Annotated in this window: 21 protein-coding genes and 2 riboswitches; of the genes, 15 read left to right on the top strand and 6 right to left on the bottom strand. The window is 70.4% G+C overall.

What is annotated here, in order from left to right; translation table 11 throughout:
- Positions 1-75: 75 nt before the first annotated feature.
- The gene (locus OHA68_RS23030; protein WP_327102108.1) at positions 76-1,281 is read left to right on the top strand and encodes a tetratricopeptide repeat protein; all 1,206 of its coding nucleotides are present in this window, start codon (positions 76-78) and stop codon (positions 1,279-1,281) included.
- On the top strand, positions 1,278-2,843 hold the full coding sequence (locus OHA68_RS23025; protein ID WP_327102107.1) for a High-affinity nickel-transporter: 1,566 nt from the start codon (positions 1,278-1,280) through the stop codon (positions 2,841-2,843). Before OHA68_RS23030 ends, OHA68_RS23025 begins: the two co-directional genes overlap by 4 nt.
- Positions 2,844-2,914: 71 nt before the next feature.
- Here the strand turns inward: OHA68_RS23025 and OHA68_RS23020 are convergent, their stop codons facing one another.
- Positions 2,915-4,297, bottom strand: a complete 1,383-nt coding sequence (locus OHA68_RS23020; protein ID WP_327102106.1) for a glycoside hydrolase family 5 protein — start codon at positions 4,295-4,297, stop codon at positions 2,915-2,917.
- Positions 4,294-5,376, bottom strand: a complete 1,083-nt coding sequence (locus OHA68_RS23015; protein ID WP_327102105.1) for a LacI family DNA-binding transcriptional regulator — start codon at positions 5,374-5,376, stop codon at positions 4,294-4,296. Before OHA68_RS23015 ends, OHA68_RS23020 begins: the two co-directional genes overlap by 4 nt.
- 303 nt (positions 5,377-5,679) lie before the next feature.
- Here OHA68_RS23015 and OHA68_RS23010 point away from each other — a divergent pair, with 303 nt between their 5' ends.
- The 4 genes from OHA68_RS23010 (at position 5,680) to OHA68_RS22995 (ending at position 10,932) form a co-directional block, all read left to right on the top strand.
- On the top strand, positions 5,680-6,633 hold the full coding sequence (locus OHA68_RS23010) for a carbohydrate ABC transporter permease (protein WP_327102104.1): 954 nt from the start codon (positions 5,680-5,682) through the stop codon (positions 6,631-6,633).
- The gene (locus OHA68_RS23005) at positions 6,623-7,483 is read left to right on the top strand and encodes a carbohydrate ABC transporter permease (protein WP_327102103.1); all 861 of its coding nucleotides are present in this window, start codon (positions 6,623-6,625) and stop codon (positions 7,481-7,483) included. The genes OHA68_RS23010 and OHA68_RS23005 overlap by 11 nt, the downstream gene beginning before the upstream one ends.
- 72 nt (positions 7,484-7,555) lie before the next feature.
- Complete coding sequence (locus OHA68_RS23000; protein ID WP_327102102.1) at positions 7,556-8,848, top strand: ABC transporter substrate-binding protein; 1,293 nt, start codon at positions 7,556-7,558, stop codon at positions 8,846-8,848.
- Positions 8,848-10,932: a hypothetical protein gene (locus OHA68_RS22995; protein WP_327102101.1), complete on the top strand. Its 2,085-nt coding sequence runs from the start codon at positions 8,848-8,850 to the stop codon at positions 10,930-10,932. The genes OHA68_RS23000 and OHA68_RS22995 overlap by 1 nt, the downstream gene beginning before the upstream one ends.
- 17 nt (positions 10,933-10,949) lie before the next feature.
- Here OHA68_RS22995 and OHA68_RS22990 read toward each other — a convergent pair whose 3' ends face one another.
- On the bottom strand, positions 10,950-11,711 hold the full coding sequence (locus OHA68_RS22990) for a hypothetical protein (RefSeq protein ID WP_327102100.1): 762 nt from the start codon (positions 11,709-11,711) through the stop codon (positions 10,950-10,952).
- 52 nt (positions 11,712-11,763) lie between these two features.
- Positions 11,764-12,468 (bottom strand): FadR/GntR family transcriptional regulator, encoded by a 705-nt coding sequence (locus tag OHA68_RS22985; protein WP_189138893.1) that lies wholly within the window; start codon positions 12,466-12,468, stop codon positions 11,764-11,766.
- Positions 12,469-12,578: 110 nt separating this feature from the next.
- On the opposite strand from OHA68_RS22985, the gene OHA68_RS22980 reads away from it, so the two are divergent.
- The 9 genes from OHA68_RS22980 to OHA68_RS22940 all read left to right on the top strand — a co-directional run bounded on the left by OHA68_RS22980 (position 12,579) and on the right by OHA68_RS22940 (position 20,648).
- Positions 12,579-13,949 carry a glutamine synthetase family protein gene (locus OHA68_RS22980; RefSeq protein WP_327102099.1) on the top strand — a complete coding sequence of 457 codons (1,371 nt, stop codon included), beginning with the start codon at positions 12,579-12,581 and terminating at the stop codon, positions 13,947-13,949.
- A gap of 5 nt (positions 13,950-13,954) precedes the next feature.
- Positions 13,955-15,298 carry an aldehyde dehydrogenase family protein gene (locus OHA68_RS22975; RefSeq protein WP_327102098.1) on the top strand — a complete coding sequence of 448 codons (1,344 nt, stop codon included), beginning with the start codon at positions 13,955-13,957 and terminating at the stop codon, positions 15,296-15,298.
- 40 nt (positions 15,299-15,338) lie between these two features.
- The gene (locus OHA68_RS22970; protein ID WP_327102097.1) at positions 15,339-16,103 is read left to right on the top strand and encodes a 3-oxoacyl-ACP reductase; all 765 of its coding nucleotides are present in this window, start codon (positions 15,339-15,341) and stop codon (positions 16,101-16,103) included.
- 31 nt (positions 16,104-16,134) lie between these two features.
- A complete protein-coding gene (locus OHA68_RS22965; RefSeq protein ID WP_327102096.1) occupies positions 16,135-16,824 on the top strand; it encodes a gamma-glutamyl-gamma-aminobutyrate hydrolase family protein in 690 nt (229 codons plus the stop codon).
- Positions 16,825-16,903: 79 nt separating this feature from the next.
- Positions 16,904-17,001, top strand: a riboswitch (glycine riboswitch).
- Positions 17,002-17,098: riboswitch (glycine riboswitch) on the top strand.
- 37 nt (positions 17,099-17,135) lie between these two features.
- On the top strand, positions 17,136-18,221 hold the full coding sequence (gene gcvT, locus OHA68_RS22960; protein ID WP_327102095.1) for a glycine cleavage system aminomethyltransferase GcvT: 1,086 nt from the start codon (positions 17,136-17,138) through the stop codon (positions 18,219-18,221).
- Positions 18,218-18,607, top strand: a complete 390-nt coding sequence (gene gcvH / locus OHA68_RS22955) for a glycine cleavage system protein GcvH (RefSeq protein WP_189138374.1) — start codon at positions 18,218-18,220, stop codon at positions 18,605-18,607. Before gcvT ends, gcvH begins: the two co-directional genes overlap by 4 nt.
- 54 nt (positions 18,608-18,661) lie before the next feature.
- Complete coding sequence (locus tag OHA68_RS22950) at positions 18,662-20,038, top strand: L-serine ammonia-lyase (protein WP_327102094.1); 1,377 nt, start codon at positions 18,662-18,664, stop codon at positions 20,036-20,038.
- A gap of 50 nt (positions 20,039-20,088) precedes the next feature.
- The gene (locus tag OHA68_RS22945) at positions 20,089-20,406 is read left to right on the top strand and encodes a type II toxin-antitoxin system Phd/YefM family antitoxin (protein WP_327102093.1); all 318 of its coding nucleotides are present in this window, start codon (positions 20,089-20,091) and stop codon (positions 20,404-20,406) included.
- On the top strand, positions 20,403-20,648 hold the full coding sequence (locus OHA68_RS22940) for a hypothetical protein (protein WP_327102092.1): 246 nt from the start codon (positions 20,403-20,405) through the stop codon (positions 20,646-20,648). Before OHA68_RS22945 ends, OHA68_RS22940 begins: the two co-directional genes overlap by 4 nt.
- 1 nt (position 20,649) lies before the next feature.
- Here OHA68_RS22940 and OHA68_RS22935 read toward each other — a convergent pair whose 3' ends face one another.
- Both OHA68_RS22935 and OHA68_RS22930 read right to left on the bottom strand, forming a co-directional pair.
- Positions 20,650-21,150 carry a hypothetical protein gene (locus OHA68_RS22935; RefSeq protein WP_327102091.1) on the bottom strand — a complete coding sequence of 167 codons (501 nt, stop codon included), beginning with the start codon at positions 21,148-21,150 and terminating at the stop codon, positions 20,650-20,652.
- On the bottom strand, positions 21,150-21,749 hold the full coding sequence (locus tag OHA68_RS22930; RefSeq protein ID WP_327102090.1) for a DUF6286 domain-containing protein: 600 nt from the start codon (positions 21,747-21,749) through the stop codon (positions 21,150-21,152). The genes OHA68_RS22935 and OHA68_RS22930 overlap by 1 nt, the downstream gene beginning before the upstream one ends.
- Positions 21,750-21,775 lie beyond the last annotated feature (26 nt).

The raw sequence follows: 21,775 nt of genomic DNA, 5'->3' as shown, positions 1-21,775 counted from the left end.
GCACTCTCCCCGTTGGTCGGCGCTCTTCCCGTTGATCGGCGCTCTTCCCGTCGCGGTACCTTCCGGAGTTCTCTCATGCGCCCACTTCTTCCGGCCGTCGGCCTGGTCCTGGCCGGCGCCCTGGTGTTCACCGTCCTAGCCGTCTCCGCGCCCCCTGATCCCGTGCCGACCGCCGCCGAGCGGCCCGCCGAGACCCTGCAGCAGCGCCTGAAGCGCCTCCCCGACGACTACCGGGGCTGGGCCCAGCTCGGCACCCAGTACGTGGACCAGGCCAGGGTCACCGGTGACCCGTCCTACTACGCCAAGGCGGAGGGCGCACTGGCCACGGCCGCCCGGCTCGACCCGCGCGACGACACGGTCCTGACCGGCAGAGCGGCCCTGGCGGCGGGCCGGCACGAGTTCGCCACCGCGGCCGAGCTCGCCGGGCAGGCCATCAGCGCCAACCCCTACAGCGCCGCCGCCCACGGCGTGCTCGCCGACGCCCGCACCCAGCTCGGCGACCTGCCCGCCGCCGACCGCGCCGTCAACAGGATGCTGGCCCTGCGTCCGGGCGTGGCTGCCTTCGCCCGCGCCTCGTACGCCGCCGAACTCCGCGGCGACCAGGACCGGGCGCGCACCTTCCTCGAGTACGCCCACGACGACGCGAGCACCCCCGCCGACCTGGCCTACACCCGCCACTACCTGGGCGAGCTGGCCCTGCACCAGGGCGACCTCGACACCGCCGACCGGTGGTACACCCAGTCCCTGGAGGCTCAGCCCGCCTACACCCCCGCCCTCGCTGGCCGGGCCGCCGTCGCCGCCCTGGACGGGCGCCTGACCGAGGCGCTCACCCTCTACGACAGCGTGGTCCAACGCCTGCCGCTCCCGCAGTACCTCATCGAGCAGGGCGAGACCCGGCTCAAGGCGGGCCTCGCCGCGGACTGGAGCCTGCTGCGCGCCCAGCGAAGGCTGCTGGAGGAGGCGGGCGTACGTGACGATCTCACCTGGGCCGAGTTCGAGGCCGACCACGGCGACCCCGCGCGGGCCGTCCGGCACGCCCGCGCCGAGTACGCCCGCAACCCGAACCTCATGGCCGCCGACGCACTGGCCTGGGCCCTGTACAAAGCCGGCCGGCCGAAGGCGGCCCTGCGCCACGCCGAGCAGGCCACCGCGACAGGCTGGCGCAACCCACTCGTCCGCCATCACCGAGCCGAGATAGAGCGCGCCCTCGGCCGCCCTGCCCGCACCGGCCCGACTCCCGGCTTCGACCCGGACCTACCCGCCCTGGCGAGGCCCTCATGAGACTGCTCCGCCCCACCCTGCTCGCCGCCCTGACCTTCTTCCTCTGCGCGAGCGCCCTACCCACCGCCCAGGCCCAGGCCCAGTCCCGATCCCTCGACACGTCCGCGACCGCTGCGGCACTCGTTCACCCGCTCGGCAACTTCACCGTCAACCACTACAACGGCCTGCGCGTCTCCGCCGACCGCGTGCGCAACCACGCCGTGGTGGACCTGGCCGAACTGCCGACGCTGCAGGCCGAACCCGACGTGGACAGCACGTACGCGGCCCGCACCTGTACGGCGCTGGCCACCGCGCAGAGCCTCAAGGTGGACGGCAGGGCGGTGCCTTGGAAGGTGACCCGATCAGCCCACGCCTACGCCCCCGGCCAGGGCGGTCTCCAGATCAGCCGCCTGACCTGCGAGCTGGTCGCCGAGACCCGCGTGACCGGCACCGTGACGTTCACCGACGCCTTCGAGCAGGATCGGATCGGCTGGCGAGAGATCACCGCCACCGGCGACGGCGTCCCCCTGGCCCACTCGTCGGTGCCCGCCACCAGCGTGAGCGACGAACTCCGCCACTACCCCGACGACCTCCTGTCCGACGCCCTCGACCAGCGCACCGCCACCTTCGCCACAGCCGTCCCCTCCCTCAGCACCCCTCCTACCTCCTCCGGCAGCCTCCCTGACACCGGCGCCGCCTCCCCGGGTGGCCTATACGGGACCAGCGACACCGCCTTCGGCGGGGCGGGCGGCGTCGGCATCTCCGTCATCCCGGTCGGCGGCCCGATCGGGGACGCCTTCGCGGCGCTGGACCGCCTGTTCACCGGGCTCGTCGGCGCGGACGATCTGACCGTGCCGCTGGGGCTGCTGGCGCTCGGCCTGGCGGTGGTGCTCGGCGCGGGGCACGCGCTCATTCCCGGACACGGCAAGACCATCATGGCCGCGTACCTGGCGGGCCGCCGAGGCCGCCCGCGTGACGCCGTCACCGTGGGCGCGACGGTGACGGCCACGCACACGGGCACGGTCCTGGTGGTGGGGCTGATCCTCAGCGCGTTCACCACCCTGGCCGGAGAATCGGTGCTGTCCTGGCTAGGCGTGGCCAGCGGCCTACTGATCGCCCTCATCGGCCTCCGCCTCCTCCTGACCACCCGCCACCCTCACTCCCACGGCCACGGCCACGGCCACGGGGAGGGGGATCCGCACGGGAACGAGCACAGGGATGGGGACGGGGATCCGCATCCGCACGGGGACGGGCGTGGGAAGCGGGGGTTCGGGTTGGTGGGGTTGGGGGTGGCGGGTGGGCTGGTGCCGAGTCCGTCGGCGCTGATCGTGCTGCTGGGCGCGATCGCGCTGGGCCGGACCTGGTTCGGGGTCGCCCTGGTGACCGCCTACGGCCTGGGCATGGCGGCCACCCTCACCGTGACGGGCCTGCTGCTCGTCAAGCTCGCCGATCGCCTCGAACAGCGCGCCTCGGCGGGCCGCCGGCTGGCGACCCGGCTCTCGGCACTCGCCCCGCTGGGCACGGCGACGATGGTGGTGCTGCTCGGCGCCGGCCTGGCCCTCCGGTCAGCGGTCGCCCTCTGACCGGACAGAGCCACGTCGGCCCGACGGGCAGCCGCTCCGGCCACCCCGAAGGACCCCGCCTCAAGCAGACGTCACGCCCTCGCCTGGTGGGTGCGCAGGACCTCCGCGAGGGGTTCGCGGCGTTCGCAGGCGGCCAGGGCGAAGCAACTCGCCAGCTCCTCGGCCTGCGCCGGGCTCACCCCGTCGAAACACCGCCCGAACTCCCCCACCAGCGGCTCAGCCAGCAGGATGTTGCGCACCAGGGTCTGGATGTAGGACCGGCGCCCCCACGGGAACGGCTCGAAGTCGGGGAACTCCTTGTCGAAGAGCTCCTCGATCGGGCCCAGGATGTGCCGGATCTGAAGGTCGTTCCCGCCCCACGAGTCGGAGCCGAGCCTGGCCTTCTTCTCCAGCACGGGCGCGATCCGCCGCACGTAGGCGCTGTCCGCGCGGGCGTAGGTGAGCCCCTGCAGGCCGATGTCCTTGTACGTCCACAGCGCCCAACTGGCCCCGTACTCCCGGTAGATGTCCAGCTGGTCCCGCAGGAGCTGCAGCCGGGACCGGTCCCGCTCGGGGTCCCCGTCGTAGACAGGGCCGAACTCGCCGATCCAGATGGGCGTCCCGGTGCGGCGCATGAACTCCGTACGACGCAGGAAGGTCTCCTCGACCACCGATCGGTCGAAGTACTCGCCCCGCGTGGTGCCCGGATAGCTGCTGCCCGCGGCGATGCCGGGCAGGGCGTAGTCGTGGGCGGTGTAGACGGTGTTGGCGAACGGCTCGTCGAAGACGGAGAAGTCGGAGGAGTAGCGGTTCCCGTCCAGGAAGAGGACGTGGCGCCCGTCGATGGCGCGGACCGCCTTCTCCAGCCGTTCGTAGAAAGGTCCGATGACCTCACCGGAGGCGTCGCCGGGCTCGTTGACGGGGTTGTATCCGGCGACCGCGGGCTCGTCCTTGTAGCGGTCGGCGAGGGCCTCCCATAGGTGCACGACCCGGTCCTGGAAGTGCCGCTGGTTCCAGAAGTCCGCCCAGTGCGTCGGGTTGTCGCTGTGCCAGTGCTGGTTCTGCCGTCCGGGCAGGGCGTGCAGGTCGAGGATGGTGTAGAGACCGGCGTCGGCGCACAGGCGGACGACCCGGTCGAGGCGGGCGAACCCCTCCTCCTTGAGCTCGAACGGCCGGTCGTCGTCCTCGAAGTGGCGGTAGTTGAACGGGATGCGGACCGAGTTGAGGCCCAGGGACGCCAGATAGCGCGCGTCCTCGACGTCGAAGAAGTCGGTGAGGAAGCGGTCGAAGAACCTCGTGTAGCCCTCCTCCCCCAGCGCCTTGCGCAGCGCGGCCCGCTGAAGCGACTCCGTCGCCGGGTAGCCGGTGATGAAGTTCTCCATGTTCATCCAGCCGCCGAGCCCGACCCCGGCCAGCGTGACCGGGTGGCCGGAGTCGTCGACCAGGCGGTCGCCGCGGACGCTGATCCACTTCATGATGATGTTCTCCCTGTAGGTGGTCGGCCGGTGCTCTCCCGGACGAGCAGGCGCGGCTGGAAGCGGACGTTGTGCCCGCCGGTGTCGCCGTTCATCAGCGACCACAGCCTGTTCCAGGCCTGCCGGCCCATCTCGTTCTTCGGTATGGAGGCCGTGGTCAGCGGCGGTGTGGTGTAACGGGCGAAGGGGATGTCGTCGAACCCGGTGAGCGACAGGTCGCCGGGGACGGCGACGCCGAGCTCGTGCAGGCCGCTCAGCGCGCCGAAGGCGACCATGTCGTTGAACGCGATGACGCCGGTCGCGCGGCAGGCCACCACCTGGCGGGCCACGGCGTGGCCGTCGTCGAACATGGCGCCGCAGGGCAGTTCGGTCAGGGTGAGGCCGGGCGTGGCGGCCACGATGGCGCGCAGCGCGGCGCGGCGGTCGCGGTTGGGCGCGCTGGCCTCGGGGCCGGCGAGGTAGACCAGGCGGCGGTGGCCGAGGCCGGTGAGATGGTCCGTGATCTCCGCGATGCCGGCCGCGTTGTCGATGGACAGCGACGGCAGGGTGGAGCCGGGGATCTCCCTGTAGAGCAGCACGAGCGGCGCGAGCCTGTCGCTCAGCGCGCGCAGCCGTTCGTCGGACGCCCGGGGAGAGGCGAGGACGAGGCCGTCGGAGCGGCGCCGGGCCTCCATCGCGAGGATCGCCTCCTCTTCGGCGTCCTCCCTGGACTCGGCTACCAGCAGGCGGCGGCCCACCTGTCCCGCGGCCTGGCTGAGCCCGCGCAGGATGCCCTGGAACAGCGGGTTGGCCAGGTCGGGGACGATGAGCGCGATGGTGCTGGTGCGGCCGAGTGCGAGGCTGCGGGCGACCAGGCTCGGTTCGTACGCGAGCTCCTTGGCGGCGGCCCGCACCCGGGCGGCGAGCTCGGGGTTGACGGTGGGTGAGCCGTTCATGACCCTGGACACGGTCGCCCGCGAGACGCCGGCGGCCTCGGCGACGCGGCTGATGGTCGCCGTGCCGTAGGGCCGTGGCCCACGCTTTCCTGCCGGTCGGACCGGCCGCTCCGGCTCGTCCCCGCTGTGGTCACGCGCGCTCATGTCCGCTCTCCCCGCATGCTCCGGCACTCATCTGCATGCATTAAATCGCCGAGTCGGGACTGTTACGCCGGAACCGAGCACCGCCGCAAGATACCGGTTTCCAAACCCGATTGCAACCGGTTGCCGTGTTGCTCGCCAAAAAACTTCCATCCGATGTTTGTCCAGCTCAAGGCAGTGTTCACCGATCGTTGACAGTGAATGACGGCTCTGTTAGAAACTGGTTACTCGCGGGCCGGTCCTCATGGCGGCCCGCCCACTCCCACCCGCGCATTTCCCCCTGCGCGACCTGGCGAAGGGTGATAGATGAGCGAACAAACGGGTGCACTCGCGCCCTCGTCGCCGTTACATCAGAACAACCGTTTGCGGCGGTTCCTGGCCCCGAGAGGGCCGCGCGAGGACCGGATCGGCTATCTGTTTCTGACGCCGTGGTTCATCGGCATGGTGGTGTTCACCATTGGACCGATCCTGGCCTCGCTCTATCTGTCGTTCACCGAATACACCCTGCTCAAGCCACCGGAATGGCTCGGCCTGGCGAATTACGAGCAGATGCTGGAGGATCCCCGGCTGCACAAGTCGCTGGGGGTGACCTTCCTCTACGTCTTCGTGTCGGTGCCCATCCAGCTGATCCTGGCCCTGGCGCTGGCACTCCTGCTCAACCGGGGCGTGCGCGGCCTGAGCTTCTACCGGTCGGTCTACTACCTGCCGTCACTGCTGGCGGGCAGCGTCTCCATCGCGATCCTCTGGCGGCAGATCTTCGGCAAGGAAGGGCTGATCAACCAGTTCCTGGCCATGGCCGGCATCGAGGGCGTGAGCTGGGTGTCCCATCCCGACTTCGCCCTGGGCACGCTGGTCGTGCTCAACGCCTGGACCTTCGGCGCGCCGATGGTGATCTTCCTGGCCGGCCTGCGGCAGATCCCGACCTCCTACTACGAGGCGGCGCAGGTCGACGGGGCCGGCACGGTGGCGAAGTTCTTCCACATCACGATGCCGCTGCTGACCCCGATCATCTTCTTCAACCTCGTGCTGCAGATGATCGGCGCGTTCCAGAGCTTCACCCAGGCGTTCGTGGTCAGCGGCGGGCAGGGCGGTCCGTCCGACTCGACCCTGCTCTACACGCTCTACCTCTACCAGCGCGGCTTCGGCTCCTTCGACATGGGCTACGCCTCCGCGATGGCCTGGACCCTGCTGCTCATCATCGCCGCGCTGACCGGGCTCAACTTCCTTCTGGCCAAGCGGTGGGTGTTCTATGGCAACTGACGTGCGGCAAGGCGACATCTCGACCAGCCGGTCGAGGAGACTGTCGAAGCACGCGCTGCTGATCATCTTCGGCGTGGTCATGCTCTATCCACTGCTGTGGATGGTGTCGAGCTCGATCAAGCCCAATGAGATCATCTTCCGCGACCCGTCGATCTGGCCCACGGAGCTGGACCTCGGCAACTACGTCCGGGGCTGGTCGGCGCTGAGCCACCCCTTCCACTACTACCTGTGGAACTCGGCGGTGATCGCGATCTTCGCGGTCGTCGGCAACCTGCTCTCGTGCTCGCTCGCCGCCTACGCCTTCGCCCGGATGAAGTTCCGGGGCCGGAACTTCTTCTTCGCCGCGATGCTGGCGACGCTGATGCTGCCGATCCACGTGCTGATCGTGCCGCAGTACGTGCTGTTCTCCCAGCTTGACTGGATCAACACCAACCTGCCGCTCATCGTGCCGAAGTTCCTGGCCCACGACGCGTTCTTCATCTTCCTCATGGTGCAGTTCATCCGCGGTCTGCCCCGCGAGCTCGACGAGGCCGCCCGCCTCGACGGGTGCGGGCACATCCGGATCTACTGGCGGATCATCATGCCGCTGTCGGTGCCGGCGCTCGCCACCTCGGCGCTGTTCACGTTCATCTGGACCTGGAACGACTTCTTCAGCCAGCTCATCTTCCTCACCGATCCGGACCTGTGGACCATGCCGGTGGCGCTGCGCTCCTTCATGGACGGTCAGGGCGAGACGGCGTGGGGTCAGCTCTTCGCGATGTCGATCGTGGGCCTGGTGCCGATCTTCGGCTTCTTCCTGGCCGGCCAGCGCTACCTGACCCAGGGCCTGTCGACGACCGGCTTCAAGTGAGCACCGCCCCTCCTGCCCGGAGTGATCGCGTACGCCGTATTAAATCGTTTTAAACAATCACCGGAGAGAACCATGAGAATCCCCAAGTCCCGCCGCCTGGCGGCGCTCTGCCTCACCACCGTGCTCTTAGCGGCCGCCGGCTGCGGTGGCGGCTCGAGCGAGAGCGACGACGGCACCATCGAGCTGCGGTTCGGCTGGTGGGGCAACAACGACCGGGCCGCCGCCACCCAGAAGGTCATCGACGCCTTCCAGAAGCAGAACCCGAAGATCAAGGTCAAGGGCTCGTTCACCGACTTCAACTCCTACTTCGACCGCCTGGCCACCGAGGTGGCGGCCGGCGGCGCGCCCGACGTCATCACGCTGGGCGGCGCCTACCCGCGCGAGTACGGCGACCGCGGCGCCCTGCTCGACCTGAGCAAGGTCAGCAGCGTGCTGAAGACGGACAAGATCGGCACCGCCGCGCTGGACAACGGCAAGTTCAGCAACATCCAGTACGGCGTGCCGACCGGCGTCAACGCCGTCGCCGTCGTGGTCGACCCCGAGGTGTTCAAGGCGGCCGGCGTGGCGCTTCCGGACGACGAGACCTGGACGTGGGACGACTTCAAGCGGATCGCCAAGGAGATCGCGGAGAAGTCCCCGAAGGGCACCTTCGGCCTGGCCGACCCCACCAAGACTGACATGCTGGACATCTACTCGCGGCAGCGCGGTGAGGCCCTCTACACGGCCGACGGCAAGGTGGGCATCAGCGAGAAGACGCTCGTCGACTGGTGGACCATGACCCTCGAACTGCGTGACGCCGGGGCCACCCCGCCCGCCTCGCAGACCGCCGAGCTCATCACCCAGCCCGCGCCCGAGCAGTCGCTGATCGGCCGCGGCCTGGCCGGGATGCAGTTCGACTGGAGCAACCAGCTCACGGCCCTGCGCACCGCCTCCGGGCACCCGCTGGAGCTCATGCGGATGCCGGGCGAGAGCGGCGCCACGCAGCCCGGTGCGTGGCTGCAGGCCTCGCAGCTCTACACCATCAACGCCAAGAGCGAGCACCCGCAGGAGGCCGCCAAGCTCGTGGACTTCCTGGTCAACAGCGCGGACGCCGGGAAGATCATCCTGGCCGACCGGGGCATCTCGGCGAACTCCGACGTCCGTACGGCCATCGAGGGCTCGCTCAAGGAGGAAGAGGTCATCCAGGCGAAGTTCATCGACGAGCTGACCCCGAAGGCCGGCCCGCCGCTGGTGGTCGGCCCGACGGGCTCCACCGACACCCCGAAGATCCTTGACCGGGTCAACGCGGAGGTGCTGTTCGATCGGCAGAAGCCCGCCGAGGCCGCGGCCGACTTCCTCAAGCAGGTAGGGGCGGCGATCCAGTAATGACGGACACCGGGATCGACCGGCGTGCGCTCGTCGACCGGCACGCGGTCGAGGTGACGGAGATCGTGGCGCAGGCGCCGCTGTCCGTGGGCAACGGCGAGTTCTGCTTCACCGTCGACGTCACCGGGTTGCAGACCTTCCCGGACGCCTACCCGGTCGAGGACCGCACCGGCACCGGCCCGGGAACGCTGCTCGGCACCATGTCCTCATGGGGCTGGCACAGCGTTCCCGGCTCGTACGACCTGGCGGACACCATGTCCGCGTATGAGACCCCCCGAGGGCCGGTCCCGTACGTCGACATGCGCGGCGAGCTGAGCGGCGCGGGCGAGAACCCCGCCTCCGCCGCCGAGGCGTGGCTGCGCAACAACCCGCACCGGCTGGACCTGGCCAGGATCGGCCTGGCCCGGCCGGGTGCGGCCCCCCTGGCACCCGCGGACGTGAGCGACGTCCGGCAGCGACTGGACCTGTGGACCGGGGTCATCACCGGCGAACACCGGCTGGGGGGCACCCCGGTCCACGTCACCACCGCCTGCCACCCGGAGCGCGACATCCTGGCCGTGCGCGTGGCGTCCCACCTGCTCACCGAAGGGCTGGCCGTACGACTGGCCTTCCCTTACGGGTCGCAGGCGTGGGGCAACGCGGCGGACTGGTCGCGGCCGGAGGCCCACACGTCGAGGCTGCGGCAGGCCCCCGGCGGATTCGCCGTCGAGCGGGTGCTCGACGACACCCGGTACGGCGTCACGGTCACCCTCTCGCCGGGCGCGGAGGTGAACGTCGGCGGACCGCACGAGTTCCTGATCACCTCGCGCGAGGCGGTCGTCGAGCTGGTGGTGGCCTTCGGGGCTGAGTCACCCACTGGGCCGCCCGCCGAGCCGCCCGCGTACGAGCAGGTGCTGGCGGCGTCCGCCCGGCACTGGGAGCGGTTCTGGAGCACCGGCGGCGCGCTGGACCTGTCCGGCAGCCGCGACGAGCGCGCGCCGGAGCTGGAGCGCCGCGTCGTGCTGTCGCAGTACCTCACGGCGATCCACTGCGCGGGCTCCACCCCGCCGCAGGAGACCGGCCTGATGACCAACAGCTGGCGGGGCCGCTTCCACCTGGAGATGCACTGGTGGCACGGGGCGCACTTCCCGCTGTGGGGGCGCACCGAGCTGCTCGAACGCAGCCTCGGCTGGTACGACACCATCCTGACGCGGGCCCGCGAGACCGCCGCGCGGCAGGGCCTGCCGGGGGCGCGCTGGCCCAAGCAGGTCGCGCCCGACGGCAGGGAGAGCCCGAGCCCGATCGGGCCGTTCCTGGTGTGGCAGCAGCCGCACCCGATCTTCCTGGCCGAGCTGGTCCGCCGCTCGACCGGCTCCCGCGCGGCGCTGACCCGCTACGCGGGCATCGTCATGGACACCGCGGCCTTCATGGCGGCCTTCCCGGTCGAGGGGCCCGGCGGGTACGCGCTCGGGCCGCCGCTGGTGCCGGCGCAGGAGTCGTACGCCGACGTCCGGGCGAGCGCGGCGAACCCGACGTTCGAGCTGGCCTACTGGGCGTGGGCGCTGGAGACCGCCCAGGAGTGGCGCCGGCTGCTCGGCCTCGAACCCGAGCCGTCCTGGTCGGAGGTGGCCGCCGGCCTGTCCAGGCCGCTGGTTCGCGACGGGGTCTACGCCGCGATGGACACCCCGCCGTACACCGTGCCGGACGACCACCCCTCCATGCTGTACGCGCTGGGCGTCGTTCCTCCCACCCGGCTGATCGAGCCGGAGACGATGCGTGCGACGCTGCGGCACGTGATGGCGACCTGGCCGTGGGAGACCACCTGGGGCTGGGACTACCCGGCCATCGCGATGACGGCGACCCGGCTGGGCGAGCCGGAGACCGCGCTGGCGGCCCTGCTGATGCCCACCGCCAAGAACACCTACCTGCTCAACGGGCACAACCGGCAGACGGCCTCGCTGCCCATCTATCTGCCCGGCAACGGCGGGCTGCTGGCGGCGGTCGCGCTGATGGCGGCCGGTTGGGACGGAAGCGGGCCGACGCCCGGCTTCCCGGCGGACGGCTCCTGGACGGTCCGCCACGAAGGGCTGCTGCCGCTGCCCTGAGCGCCCTTCGAGCGCCTTCAGGTGTCGCGTCTCAGGCGGGCGCGCCTGGTGGAGGGCAGGTCGTGGCGGCCGGACAGGAACTCCTGAAAGGCGATCTTGGCGCGGATGGCCGGCCGCCGCCACCGGTCCTCCCGGTGGACGGCCGTGGCCATCTTGCGCGGCGAGCGGCCGGCGAAGAACCAGTGCGCCCACGGCGAGCCGGGCCTGGCCAGCCGGACCGCGCCCACGATCAGCAGGATGGGCAGGAAGAGTCCCGCCATCCCGGTCCAGATCTTGCCCTTGAGCAGCGTGATCACGGCCAGCGCGAGGTTGGCCACGATCAGCACGGCCGGGCTCACGAAGGTGCCGTAGTCATAGGTGAGCGGGCGCAGCCCGACGAGCAGCAGCCCGGTGACGGCGACCGCGATGAACACCGCGTCGACGGAGGTGCGGCCCTCTTCCTCCCAGTAGACGTCGTGCAGGTGCAGGATGAGCGCGAACTCGTCCAGCACCAGCGCCGACCCGATGCCGAAGATCGACGCGGCGACCGCGTAGCCCTCCTGCGAGGCGCCGGAGACGATCAGTCCGGCGACGCCGCCGACCAGCATGAGCACGACGCCGAACACCACGTGGTGGATGTGCATCTCACCCACGTTGACGTTGCGGAACCAGCCGATCTTGGCCCTGATCAGCCGCACGTTGACGCGGGTGGCCATGAAGGCCACGATGAGCGCGGCGAAGAAACAGAACAGCGGCAGCCGTCCTGTGGCGATGATGCTGTGCTCGAACCAGTTCTCCATGACCTTGCCACCGACTCTACGAGCCCGCCCGTACTACTTGTCCCCATTGCGCTCAGGACAGGAACCCGCGCAGCAGCGCGGCGGTGCCCTCCAGGTGCTCGGCGACCGCGCGCCGGGCGGCGTCGGGGTCCCCGGCGAGGATGGCCGTCACCATGGCGCGGTGCTGCGCGGCGGAATGGTCGAGGTTGACCTGGAGCATGGGGATCGCGTCGAGCAGGTCGCTGACCCGCAGCCGGGCGTCGGCGACGGCCGCCGCCAGCAGGCCGGAGCCGGTGAGCTCGGCGATGGACAGATGGAAGGCGGTGTCGAGGCGGCGGTAGTCGGCCAGGGACGCCTCGTCCAGGTCGCTCAGCCCGCGGTGCAGGGTGGCGCGCTGCTCGGCGGTGAGCTCGGTGGCGGCCAGCACCTGGGCGGCGCCGCACTCCACGGCCATCCGGAAGGTGAGGGCGTCCGCCAGGTCGGCCGCGCCCATGTCGGCGACGACCTGGCGCAGATCGGTCGCGCCGGGGACGGGCGGCACGTAGGTGACGAAGGCGCCGCCGTAGCGGCCGCGCCGTACCGCGAGATAGCCCGCGTCCTGCAGGGCGCGGATCGCCTCGCGCAGGGTCACCCTGCTGATGCCGAGCTGGACGGCGAGCTCACGCTCGGCGGGGAGTTTCTGGCCCGGCGCGACCACGCCGAGTCTGATCGCCTGGAGCAGCCGTTCCACGGTCTCCTCGAAGGCGTTGCCCGCCCGCACCGGCCGCAACACCGCCATCAAACGCGCCGACTCGTCCAACGTGTCCTCGGGTCTTGACAAGCGATCCCAGCATGCACATCAATGGTCTAAGACTAGCCCAATCAACGGGCCAGATGGGAGCGACCCACGTGAGCGATGGACCGCGCGCCGGTTTCCTCACCGTTGACGAGCTGCGGGAGGAGGTGGCACGGGGACGGATCGACACGGTGCTGCTCGCCCTCGCCGACATGCAGGGCAGGCTGCAGGGCAAGCGGCTGTCGGCGCGCTACTTCCTGGAGGAGGTGCTGCGGCACGGCTCCGAGGGGTGCAACTACCTGCTCGCGGTGGACGTGGAGATGAACACGGTCGGCGGCTACGCGATGTCGTCCTGGGATCGTGGGTACGGGGACTTCGTGATGCGGCCGGACCTGTCGACCCTGCGGCGCGTGCCCTGGCAGGAGGGCACCGCGCTGGTGATGGCCGACCTCGGCTGGGAGGACGGCGCCGACGTGGTGGCCTCGCCCCGGCAGATCCTGCGCCGGCAACTCGCCCGCCTGGAGGAGCGCGGCCTGCGCGCCTACGTCGGCACCGAGCTGGAGTTCGTGGTCTACGAGGACACCTACGAAGAGGCCTGGAAACGCGGCTATCGCGACATGTCGCCCGCGAACCTCTACAACGTGGACTACTCCCTGCTGGGCACGGCGCGCATCGAGCCCCTGCTGCGCCGGATCAGGCGCGACATGGAGGGCGCCGGACTCTACGTCGAGTCCGCCAAGGGCGAGTGCAACCTGGGCCAGCACGAGATCGCCTTCCGCTTCGACGAGGCGCTCGTCACCTGCGACAACCACTCGATCTACAAGAACGGCGCCAAGGAGATCGCGGCCCAGGAGGGCAAGTCGATCACCTTCATGGCCAAGCCGAACGAGCGCGAGGGCAACTCCTGCCACATCCACATCTCGCTGCGCGGCGTGGACGGCGAGCTGGTCATGGCGGGCGACGGGCCGCACGGGCTGTCCGAGGCGGGCAGCCGGTTCATCGCCGGACAGCTCGCCTGCATGCGCGAGCTCACCCTGATGTACGCGCCCAACATCAACTCCTACAAGCGTTACGTCCCCGGCAGTTTCGCCCCCACCGCCGTCAAGTGGGGGGTGGACAACCGCACCTGCTCGCTGCGCCTGGTCGGCCACGGCCCGTCGCTGCGGGTGGAGAACCGGGTGCCCGGCGGCGATGTGAACCCCTACCTCGCGGTGGCCGCGCTGATCGCGGCCGGGCTGCACGGCATCGACGCCGAGCTGCCGCTGGAGGAGGCGTTCGAGGGCAACGCCTACGCCACCGACGCCGAGACCGTGCCGCACACCCTGCGTGACGCGCTGGCGCTGTTCGAGAGCTCGAAGCTGGCGCGGGAGTCCTTCGGCGACGAGGTGGTGGCGCACTACGCCAACAACGCCAGGATCGAGTTGCAGGCGTTCGACGCCGCCGTGACGGACTGGGAGATGGTCCGCGGCTTCGAGCGGATGTGAGCGGTATGAAGATCATCAATCCGGCGACGGAAGACGTGCTCACCGACGTCGAGCTCGCCGACGCCGCCGAGGTCGACCGTGCGGTGGAGCGGGCCAGGAAGGCCCAGGCGGCCTGGCGGGACGTCGCCCCGGGACAGCGGGCGCGGCTGCTGCGCGCCTTCGCGGACCTGGTGGACGCGCACGGCGAGGAGCTGGCCATGCTGGAGGTGGCCAACGCCGGCCACCCGATCGGCAACGCCCGCTGGGAGGCGGGCGCCGTACGCGACGTCCTGCACTTCTACGCCGGGGCCCCGGAGCGCAACCACGGGCTGCAGATCCCGGTGCCGGGCGGCGTGGACGTGACGTTCCAGGAGCCGCTGGGCGTGGTGGGCGTCATCGTGCCGTGGAACTTCCCGATGCTGATCATGTCGTGGGGCGTCGCGCCGGCGCTCGCGGCGGGCAACGCGGTGATCGTCAAGCCCGCCGAGTGGACTCCGCTGACCGCGCTGCGGCTGGCCGAGCTGGCGCTGGCGGCGGGCCTGCCCGAGAGGGTGCTCCAGGTGCTGCCCGGGGCCGGGGAGGTCGCGGGCGCCCGGCTGGTCGAGCATCCGGACGTGGCGAAGATCGTGTTCACCGGGTCGACGGAGGTGGGCAAGCAGATCGCGGCCAAGGCCGGGGCCCAGGTCAAGCGGATCACCCTCGAACTCGGCGGCAAGTCCGCAAATATCATCTTTGCCGACTCGGACCTGGAGAAGGCGGCGAAGGCCGCGCCCTATGCCGTCTTCGACAACTCCGGCCAGGACTGCTGCGCCCGCTCCCGCATCCTCGTGCAGGCCGGGGCGTACGACGAGTTCCTGGAGCGGTTGTCGGCGGCGGTGCGCGACCTCCGCGTCGGCGACCCCCTCGACCCGGACACGGACATGGGCCCCCTGGTCAGCGCCGAGCACCTGGCCCAGGTACGGGGCTTCGTCGACGACGCCCCGTACCTCCAAGGGGACTGCCCGCAGGGCAAGGGCTACTGGTTCCCGCCGACGGTGCTGACCTCGGCGGTCACCGACCGGGCGTTCACCGAGGAGATCTTCGGCCCGGTCGTGTCGGTGGTGCCGTTCGCCGACGAGGCCGAGGCGGTGCGCATCGCCAACGACACCCCGTACGGCCTGAGCGGCTCCATCTGGACCCGCGACGTCGGCCGGGCCCTGCGGGTGGCCAGAGCCGTCGAAGCGGGCGCCCTGTCGGTCAACTCCAACTCCTCCGTCCGCTACTGGACCCCGTTCGGCGGCTTCAAGCAGTCCGGACTCGGCAGGGAGCTCGGCCCGGACGCCCTGGCGGCGTTCACCGAGACCAAGAACGTCTTCATCTCATCGGAGTGAACCCGGCGCATCTCGCGAAGCGGGGCAGGGAGTGACAGCTATGCAGCGTTTGCAGGATCGGGTCGCCGTCATCACCGGCGCGGGCAGCGGCATCGGCCTGGCCACCGCGCACCGGTTCGCCCAGGAGGGCGCGAAGGTCGTCTGCGTGGACATCGACGAGGGGGCCGGGGCCAAGGCCGCGACCGACGTCGGCGGCCTGTTCGTCAAGGCGGACGTGACCAGCGAGGACGACGTCCAGCGGATGTACGCCACGACGATCGAGGCCTACGGCGGGCTGGACATCGCCTTCAACAACGCGGGCATCTCCCCGCCGGAGGACGACTCGATCCTGGAGACCGGCCTGGAGGCCTGGCGGCGCGTCCAGGAGGTCAACCTCACCAGCGTCTACCTGTGCTGCAAGTACGCCATCGAGCACCTGCGGCGGCGGGGCAAGGGCTCCATCATCAACACCGCCTCGTTCGTGGCGGTCATGGGCTCGGCCACCTCGCAGATCTCCTACACCGCCTCCAAGGGCGGGGTGCTGGCCATGTCGCGCGAGCTGGGCGTCCAGTTCGCCCGCGAGGGCATCCGGGTCAACGCGCTGTGCCCCGGGCCGGTCAACACGCCGCTGCTGCGGGAGCTGTTCGCCAAGGACCCCGAGCGGGCCCAGCGGCGGCTGGTGCACGTGCCGGTCGGGCGGTTCGCCGAGGCGTCGGAGATCGCGGCCGCGGTCGCCTTCCTGGCCAGCGACGACGCCTCGTTCATCACGGCGTCGCAGTTCCTGGTGGACGGGGGGATCTCCGGCGCGTACGTGACACCGCTGTAAGGGACCTTGGTACGTGTTCGGGGGGATCAGGATGAAGCGGCCGTTGATCGGCATCACGTCGTACGTCGAGCCCGCGCGGTTCACGGTCTGGGAGATGACCGTCGCGCTGCTGCCGTACACCTACGTCGAGCAGGTGGTCCGGGCGGGCGGCCAGCCGGTGGTGCTGCCGCCGGCGGGCGAGCCGGCCGCGCTGGTGGGGCGGCTGGACGGGCTGATCCTGGCCGGCGGCGGCGACATCGACCCCGCGAGGTACGGCGAGCAGCCAAGCGACAAGACCGGCTATATCCGCAAATTTCGTGATGAGGCGGAGTTTGCGATCCTGGCTGCCGCCCTCGACGCCGGGCTCCCCTACCTGGGCGTCTGCCGAGGACTCCAGGTCCTGAACGTCGCCCTCGGCGGCACCCTCCACCAGCACCTCCCGGACGTGGTCGGGCACACCGGCCACTCCCCCGCCCCCGGCGAGTTCGGCCACCTCCCGATCAACCCGACCCCCGGCACCCGACTCGCCAAGGCCCTGGGCGGCGACCCGGTGACCGTCCCGCACTACCACCACCAGTCCATCGACCGCCTGGCCCCACCCCTGACGATCACCGCCACCGCCGACGACGGCACCATCGAGGCCGTGGAACTCGACTCCCACCCCTTCACCCTCGCCGTCCAATGGCACCCAGAAGCAGCCACTGACTGCACCCTCTTCGAAGCCCTGGTAGCCGCCTGCTGACCCGCGGGCGGGCTCACTCGCCCCGAAGCCGGGCGCGACAACAGCCCCGTCACGCCACTAGGCTTACGGACATCACCGTCAAAACCGTACGGGAGAGCGTCCTGACAGCCGGTCAGGGCCCCTGAAGGAGCAAGCCCTCCCCGCGAACCTCTCAAGGAAAAGGACCGTACGGACGAGGTGTCCTCTGGAAAGCAGGCCTGGTGGCCTCGCCGAAGGTGAAAGTCCGGCAAATCCCCGGGCGAAGCTCTCAGGCAACGACGACAGAGGGGGAGGATGACCCATGCATCCGACCCCGTCCTGAGGTGCGACACATGTCCCGATCGACACCGTTGAGAGACGTACACGAGGCTCTCGGCGCCACGCTGACCGACTTCGCCGGATGGCTCATGCCGTTGCGCTACGGCAGCGAGTCCGCGGAGCACAACGCGGTCCGCCAGGCGGCCGGGCTGTTCGATCTCTCGCACATGGGCGAGATCTTCCTGACCGGGCCGCAGGCGGGTGAGGCGCTGGACTACGCGCTGGTGGGTCACCTCTCGGCGCTCGCGTCCGGCCGGGCTCGCTACACCATGATCGTGAACGAGCGGGGCGGGGTGCTGGACGACCTCATCGTCTACCGGCTCGGGGACGAGGAGTTCATGGTCGTGGCTAACGCCTCGAACTATGAAATGGTCGGCGATGAGTTGAAAAACCGCGTCAAGTCGTACGACGTGGTGGTTGAGGATCGCTCGGACCAGTACTCGCTGATCGCCGTGCAGGGGCCGCGCGCGCAGGAGATCCTCGCCACGCTCACCGACGCCGACCTGACCGGGCTCAAGTACTACACCGGGCTGCCGGGGCTGGTCGACGGGCGGCAGGCGCTCATCGCCCGCACCGGCTACACCGGCGAGGACGGCTTCGAGCTCTTCGTCGCCAACCAGGACGCCGTGCCGCTCTGGCACGCGCTGACGGCGGCGGGCGAGCCGTACGACCTCAAGCCCGCGGGGCTGTCCAGCCGCGACACGCTCAGGCTGGAGGCGGGCATGCCGCTGTACGGCAACGAGCTCGGTGCCACGCTCACCCCGTTCGACGCGGGCCTGGGCAGAGTGGTGAAATTCGACAAGCCGGGCGACTTCGTCGGCAGATCGGCGCTGGAGGCGGTCAAGGACGTCCCGCCACGGCGCCGGCTCGTCGGCCTGGTCGCGCGAGGCCGCCGGGTGCCGCGCCACGGCTACCCGGTCACCAAGGACGGTGCCGTCGTCGGCGAGGTCACCAGCGGTGCGCCCTCCCAGACTCTGGGCAGGCCCATCGCGCTGGCCTACGTCGACACCGGGGTCAATGAAGGTCTGGCCGTGGACATCCGGGGCAGCCAAGAGCCCGTGGACCGGGTCGAGCTGCCCTTTTACAGGAGGAACAAGTGAGCAACATCCCTGAGGACCTGAGCTACACCAAGGAGCACGAGTGGGTGGCCGGTCTCGAGGACGGCCTCATCGTGACCATCGGGATCACGGCCTTCGCCGCCGAGGCCCTGGGTGACGTCGTCTACGTGCAGCTTCCCGAGGTCGGCGCGACCATCGAGCCGGGCGACTCCATCGGCGAGGTCGAGTCGACCAAGTCGGTGAGCGAGATCTACACCCCCGTCGGCGGCGAGGTGGTGGAGATCAACCAGAGCCTGGTGGACGACCCGTCGCTGGCCAACAGTGACTCCTACGGCGATGGCTGGATGTTCCGCGTGCGGGTGGAAGGCAACGCGGAAGACCTGCTGACGGCCGAGGAGTACGCGGCTTTGACCTCCGGCGATTCCTGATCCGACCGCCGGGGCCCGGTCACCGGGCCCCGGCCCCTGCTGAAAGGCGCATCAATGGCGATCAGCGTCTTCGATCTGTTCAAGATCGGTATCGGCCCGTCGAGCTCCCACACCGGCGGCCCGATGGCGGCCGCCCACAAGTTCGCGCGCGGGCTGCACGGCGACGGCCTGCTCGACCGTACGACGCGCGTCGAGGTGATTCTGTACGGCTCACTCGGCCTGACCGGCAAGGGCCACGGCAGCGACAAGGCCGTCCTGCTGGGCCTGTCCGGCGAGAAGCCCGAGCTGGTCGACGTCGACACCATCGACGAGCGACTCGCCGCCATGCGCGAGTCCGGCACGGTCACGCTGTACGGCACCCACGAGATCCCGTTCGTCGTCGGCCAGGACCTGGTCTTCGAACGCAAGATCTCGCTGCCCGAGCACCCGAACGGCATGCGCTTCACCGCCTACTCCGGTGACGGCGAGACCCTGCGCGAGAAGGTCTACTTCTCGGTCGGCGGCGGCTTCGTCGTCGACGAGCAGGCCACCGGCGCCGACCGCATCAAACCGGACGACACCGTCCTGCCCTACCCCTTCACCACCGGCGAAGAGCTCCTCAAGCACTGCTCGACCGCCGGCCTGTCGATCTCCGCCCTGATGCTGGAGAACGAGAAGGCGTTCGGCCGCACCGAGGCCGAGATCCGCGCCGAGATCCTGCACCTGTGGCAGGTCATGTCGGAATGCGTCCGGCGGGGCATCGCCAAGGAGGGCGTTCTGCCCGGCGGCCTCAAGGTCAAGCGCCGCGCCAACCCCCTGCACCGCCGCCTGCAGAGCGAGAGCCCCGAGAAGGACCCGCTGCAGGCGATGGACTGGCTCTCCCTGTTCGCCCTGGCCGTCAACGAGGAGAACGCCGCGGGCGGCCGCGTCGTCACCGCCCCCACCAACGGCGCCGCCGGCATCATCCCCGCCGTCCTCACCTACTACTCCCGCTTCACCCCGGGCGCCGACGACGACGGCATCGTCCGCTTCCTGCTCACCGCCGCCGCCATCGGCGTGCTGTTCAAGGAGAACGCCTCCATCTCCGGAGCCGAGGTCGGCTGCCAGGGCGAGGTGGGCTCGGCCTGCTCGATGGCCTCCGCCGGCTTCACCGAAGTCCTCGGCGGCACCCCCGAGCAGGTGGAGAACGCCGCCGAGATCGGCATCGAGCACAACCTGGGCCTCACGTGCGACCCCATCGGCGGCCTGGTCCAGATCCCGTGCATCGAACGCAACGCGGTCGCCTCCATCAAGGCCGTCACCGCCGCCCGCATCGCCATGCGCGGCGACGGCCGCCACCACGTCTCCCTGGACAAGGCCATCAAGACGATGCGCGACACCGGCAGAGACATGCTCGACAAGTACAAGGAGACCTCCCGCGGCGGCCTCGCGGTCAACGTCATCGAATGCTGAGACCGTACGAACCTTACAGTTCTCAAGCTTCCTCGTCTAAGCTGTGAGCCATGGACATCATCGCGCTCCAGGAAGCCCGCGAGAAGCTCGGTGTTCTCGTCGCACAGGTCCACCACGCGCACAAGCCAGTGACGATCACGCGGCACGGCAGGCCGGAGGCTGTCCTGCTCTCGGCGGACGACTACGCCCACCTCCAGGAGGAGCTTCGCCGTTTCCAGGATGAGGCGGACCGGCGAGTGATCCGCGAGGGAATCGCGCGGATCGAGCGCGGCGAGCCCGATCCGGAGGGTACCGTCGTCGTCACTGCCGGTTCCCGTGAAGAGCTTGAGGCCAAGCTCGCCGACTCCTTGGGGCTCCCTCGCACATGACCCTGCGCACCATCATCTGGGATCCTCCCACTCACGAGGTCGCCACCCAGCTGCCCATACAGGTTCGGCGCCTGCTGCTCACGCTGGTGGCCGACCTTGCCACTGGTCCCATCCCCCCGAAGGACGCGCTCTCGGACGCCCATATCCCCGAGGCCTACGAGATCCACACCTCGCAGCTCACGATGAAGTTCACGATCTACGACGACGAGGTGCGCATCCTCGTGCTCAGATCCAACAGCTGACCTATCGGCGGACGTGGATGCGGACGACGGCGCCCAGGTCGTCGTCGCGGACCTCGCGCCGGATGCGGCTGACGATCTCGCGGTCCAGTTTGGTCGCCACCGAGCCCACGTCGGCCGTCGCCGGGCAGGTGAGGCCGATGCGCAGGCGGGTGGCCTCGCCGACGACCCGCACCGTCGCCCTGGCCAGCCCTTCGACGTCCTTCAGGCCGACGCAGAGCATCGCCGTGCCGGTGCCCGAGCGGGCGCCGCGGCGGCCCCAGCCCAGGCTGAGCAGCAGCCAGCGCAGGGTCACGAACGCGAGCACCAGCAGGACCAGCGCGACCGCCCACAGCGCCCACGACTGCTCGGCGACGGCGTGCGCGGTGCGCTCCGGCAGCACCTTGGCCCGCGACGGCAGCCCGTCCAGCCGGTCCTGGCCGCGCAGCCACGCGTAGGCCCCGGCGCCCAGCAGCAGCGTGCCGACCACGGCCAGGCCGACCCGGTTGCCCGCGTACTGCCTCATCACAGTCCCTTCCTGCGCAGCCGTACGACGACCTCGCCCGTCTCCAGCGTGCCCACGCCGGCCAGCCGGTCGCCCACGGCGGTGCCGACCTGCTTGAGCATCGAGCCGGAGCTCTCCGGGCCGGTCACCACGGTGACCTCGATCCTGCGTCTGCGCAGCCGTACCCGCGCCTTGTGGACGCCGTCCACCTCCTGAGCGACGGCCCGCAGCGTACGGCGGAGGCCGACGCGGGTGATGCCGACCACGATCAGCGGGTCGGTCGTCTCGACCGGCACCAGCCGGGAGCGGCCCGGCACCAGCGCGAGCAGCAGCAGGGCCGCGCCCACGCCGGCCAGCGCCAGCCCGACCGGCGGCAGCTCGTGCCACGAGGATCGCGACGCCCACGCCACGGCCCGGTCGACCGGCACCCAGCCGAGCGACTTGCCCAGCAGCGCCGACACGATCTCCGCGGTGGTCAGCCCGAGCCCCGCGGTCAGCACCGCCGCCACGAGCACCGCCGCCGGGGTGCGTGCCGGCCTGAGGGCTCGCCTGGACCTGCGGAGTGGGGTGTCCTGCGCGGCGACGGCCGCACCGGGCAGTATCTGCTGGAGCGTGGTCATCACAACGACCAGGGGTACACGGATCC

Source organism: Nonomuraea glycinis, from assembly GCF_035920485.1.
GTDB lineage: Bacteria > Actinomycetota > Actinomycetes > Streptosporangiales > Streptosporangiaceae > Nonomuraea > Nonomuraea glycinis.
The sequence above is the reverse complement of the archived record's forward strand: the minus strand, read 5'-3'. Positions and strand labels throughout refer to the sequence as shown.

What these genes read in the sequence shown, in the direction of transcription:
- OHA68_RS23030 (WP_327102108.1), top strand. Translation starts at nt 76, where the DNA reads ATGCGCCCACTTCTTCCGGCCGTCGGCCTGGTCCTGGCCGGCGCCCTG.
- OHA68_RS23025 (WP_327102107.1), top strand. Translation starts at nt 1,278, where the DNA reads ATGAGACTGCTCCGCCCCACCCTGCTCGCCGCCCTGACCTTCTTCCTC.
- OHA68_RS23020 (WP_327102106.1), bottom strand. Translation starts at nt 4,297, where the DNA reads ATGAAGTGGATCAGCGTCCGCGGCGACCGCCTGGTCGACGACTCCGGC.
- OHA68_RS23015 (WP_327102105.1), bottom strand. Translation starts at nt 5,376, where the DNA reads ATGAGCGCGCGTGACCACAGCGGGGACGAGCCGGAGCGGCCGGTCCGA.
- OHA68_RS23010 (WP_327102104.1), top strand. Translation starts at nt 5,680, where the DNA reads ATGAGCGAACAAACGGGTGCACTCGCGCCCTCGTCGCCGTTACATCAG.
- OHA68_RS23005 (WP_327102103.1), top strand. Translation starts at nt 6,623, where the DNA reads ATGGCAACTGACGTGCGGCAAGGCGACATCTCGACCAGCCGGTCGAGG.
- OHA68_RS23000 (WP_327102102.1), top strand. Translation starts at nt 7,556, where the DNA reads ATGAGAATCCCCAAGTCCCGCCGCCTGGCGGCGCTCTGCCTCACCACC.
- OHA68_RS22995 (WP_327102101.1), top strand. Translation starts at nt 8,848, where the DNA reads ATGACGGACACCGGGATCGACCGGCGTGCGCTCGTCGACCGGCACGCG.
- OHA68_RS22990 (WP_327102100.1), bottom strand. Translation starts at nt 11,711, where the DNA reads ATGGAGAACTGGTTCGAGCACAGCATCATCGCCACAGGACGGCTGCCG.
- OHA68_RS22985 (WP_189138893.1), bottom strand. Translation starts at nt 12,468, where the DNA reads ATGGCGGTGTTGCGGCCGGTGCGGGCGGGCAACGCCTTCGAGGAGACC.
- OHA68_RS22975 (WP_327102098.1), top strand. Translation starts at nt 13,955, where the DNA reads ATGAAGATCATCAATCCGGCGACGGAAGACGTGCTCACCGACGTCGAG.
- OHA68_RS22970 (WP_327102097.1), top strand. Translation starts at nt 15,339, where the DNA reads ATGCAGCGTTTGCAGGATCGGGTCGCCGTCATCACCGGCGCGGGCAGC.
- OHA68_RS22965 (WP_327102096.1), top strand. Translation starts at nt 16,135, where the DNA reads ATGAAGCGGCCGTTGATCGGCATCACGTCGTACGTCGAGCCCGCGCGG.
- gcvT (WP_327102095.1), top strand. Translation starts at nt 17,136, where the DNA reads ATGTCCCGATCGACACCGTTGAGAGACGTACACGAGGCTCTCGGCGCC.
- OHA68_RS22950 (WP_327102094.1), top strand. Translation starts at nt 18,662, where the DNA reads ATGGCGATCAGCGTCTTCGATCTGTTCAAGATCGGTATCGGCCCGTCG.
- OHA68_RS22945 (WP_327102093.1), top strand. Translation starts at nt 20,089, where the DNA reads ATGGACATCATCGCGCTCCAGGAAGCCCGCGAGAAGCTCGGTGTTCTC.
- OHA68_RS22940 (WP_327102092.1), top strand. Translation starts at nt 20,403, where the DNA reads ATGACCCTGCGCACCATCATCTGGGATCCTCCCACTCACGAGGTCGCC.
- OHA68_RS22935 (WP_327102091.1), bottom strand. Translation starts at nt 21,150, where the DNA reads ATGAGGCAGTACGCGGGCAACCGGGTCGGCCTGGCCGTGGTCGGCACG.
- OHA68_RS22930 (WP_327102090.1), bottom strand. Translation starts at nt 21,749, where the DNA reads ATGACCACGCTCCAGCAGATACTGCCCGGTGCGGCCGTCGCCGCGCAG.